At 42.2% G+C, this 2,389-nt stretch carries 3 protein-coding genes and 1 pseudogene; all 4 read left to right on the top strand.

Translation table 11 applies throughout. The annotated features are described in order from the left end of the window. Positions 1-357, top strand: a pseudogene (locus P0Y67_RS22510) (hypothetical protein); the annotation flags it as partial. Between the two features lie 43 nt (positions 358-400). After that, on the top strand, positions 401-1,102 hold the full coding sequence (locus P0Y67_RS22505) for a hypothetical protein (protein ID WP_342393681.1): 702 nt from the start codon (positions 401-403) through the stop codon (positions 1,100-1,102). Between the two features lie 43 nt (positions 1,103-1,145). Beyond that, complete coding sequence (locus P0Y67_RS22500) at positions 1,146-1,847, top strand: hypothetical protein (protein WP_342393680.1); 702 nt, start codon at positions 1,146-1,148, stop codon at positions 1,845-1,847. A gap of 43 nt (positions 1,848-1,890) precedes the next feature. Then, positions 1,891-2,389: hypothetical protein (locus tag P0Y67_RS22495; RefSeq protein ID WP_342393679.1), on the top strand; the 499-nt coding region annotated here is incomplete at its 3' end.

Here is a 2,389-nt window from a genome sequence, read left to right as displayed (position 1 = left end):
GCAACACGGGGCATGGCTTATATCGGCATTGTGGTGTGCGTGATTGCCGCCCTGATGGTCGGGCCGCTGGCCTTTGTCGGCGCAGGAGCTTTTGCCTTGCTGTCGTTTAAGATGACGGGGTTTCATAAGCAACCGAAGGTATTAGTGTATCCGTTCTTGGAAAGCTTTACTTATCGAAATACATGCTCTGAATTAGATGATATTTATCAATGGGATATTTATACATTTATGTGCGATATTCCAAGTTTTGATGACCAGAAATTATATAACCTCTATTGGTTTGGTTTTCAATGTAAGGCATCAGACTTTCCTCACATTGAAAAAGTGTTGAAGCAATACATTCGGTTTGCAGATTAACGTTCAGAATGAGCCTAAGGTTAATACGAGTGAGTGTTGCAATATGACCACAACAGTATCTTTACCTGAATACACGGAAGAGTATAAGCAACAACAACACCAGCAAGTGCTGGAGGCTGATGTGGTGCATGAATGGGAGTGTGTGCTTCGTCATCAGGATAAGCATCATTTACCGTTATTTATGGTTGGTGGGATTAGTGTTGTTTTTGGTATTTCGTATTATTTGAGCACCGATACCAACTTTTTATATATGTGGCCTATCTTTGTCGCGATTTTCGTTCCTGTCAGCTATTTCCTGTTCGATGCCGACTACGACTACAAAGGTCAAATCACCCCCAAAGGCATCATTGTTCAGCAAACAGAACGGGTACCGGAAATCTTCTACAAGGCAACGCGGGGCATGGCCTATATCGGCATTGTGGTGTGCGTGATTGCCGCCCTGATGGTCGGGCCGCTGGCCTTTGTCGGTGCAGGGGCTTTTGCCTTGCTGTCGTTTAAGATGACGGGGTTTCATAAACAGCCGCAAGTATTAGTGTATCCGTTCCTGGAAAGCTTTACTTATCGAAATACCTGCTCTGAATTAGATGATATTTATCAATGGGATATTTATACATTTATGTGCGACATTCCAAGTTTTGATGATCAGAAATTATATAACCTCTATTGGTTTGGTTTTCGATGTAAGGCATCAGACTTTCCTCACATTGAAAAAGTGTTGAAGCAATACATTCGGTTTGCAGATTAACGTTCAGAACGAGCCTAAGACTAATACGAGTGAGTGTTGCAATATGACCACAACAGTATCTTTACCCGAATACACGGAAGAATATAAACAACAACAGCGACAACAAGTGCTGGAAGCTGAAGTGGTGTATCAATGGAAGTGTGTGCTCCGCACCAAAGACAAACCATATATGCCGTTTATTATGATTGGAATATTCAGTATTCTTTATGGCATTTCGTATTTCTTAAGCCCAAGTGTTACATTTTTTTATATGTGGGCTATCACTGTCGTAATCTTCGCACCTGTCAGTTATTTTCTGTTTGATGCCGACTATGACTACAAAGGCCAAATTACCCCCAAAGGCATCATTATTCATAAAACAGAACGGGTACCGGAGATCTTCTACAAAGCAACGCGAGGCATGGCCTATATCGGTATTGTGGTGTGCGTGATTGCCGCCCTGATGGTCGGGCCGCTGGCCTTTGTCGGTGCAGGAGCTTTTGCCCTGCTGTCGTTTAAGATGACGGGGTTTCATAAACAAACTGAGATTGATATACATCCATTTCATCAAAACAGCAGTTATCAGGTGCTTATCTCTAGACTCGATGATATGTATCAATGGGATATTTATACTTTTTTGTGCGATGTTCCTGATTTTATTGATACAGAATTTTATGATTTACACATAATGAGCTTTGAGTGTAAAGCATCAGACTTTCCTCACATTGAAAAAGTGTTGAAGCAATACATTCGGTTTGCAGATTAACGTTCAGAATGAGTCTAAGGCTAATACGAGTGAGTGTTGCAATATGACCACAACAGTATCTTTACCCGAATACACGGAAGAGTATAAACAGCAGCAACACCAGCAAGTACTGGAGGCTGAGGTGGTGCATGAGTGGGAGTGTGTACTTCGTCATCAGGATAAGCATCATTTACCGTTATTCATAGTTGGTCTTATTAGTGTTGTTTTTGGTATTTCATATTACTTGAGTTCAGATACCAGCTTTTTCTATATGTGGCCTATATTTGTCGCGATTTTCGTTCCTGTCAGCTATTTCCTTTTTGATGTCGACTACGACTACAAAGGCCAAATTACCACCAAAGGCATCATTATTCAGAAAACAGAACGGGTGCCGGAAATCTTCTACAAGGCAACACGGGGCATGGCTTATATCGGCATTGTGGTGTGCGTGATTGCCGCCCTGATGGTCGGGCCGCTGGCCTTTGTGGTAGTGTTCAAAGTTTTGTGTCTTTTCCTACACTTCCTAAAAACGGGGGGAGACACATCATGGCTGATAAATACGA

Source organism: Photobacterium sp. SP02 (assembly GCF_038519165.1).
Classification (GTDB): domain Bacteria; phylum Pseudomonadota; class Gammaproteobacteria; order Enterobacterales; family Vibrionaceae; genus Photobacterium; species Photobacterium halotolerans.
The sequence above is the reverse complement of the archived record's forward strand: the minus strand, read 5'-3'. Positions and strand labels throughout refer to the sequence as shown.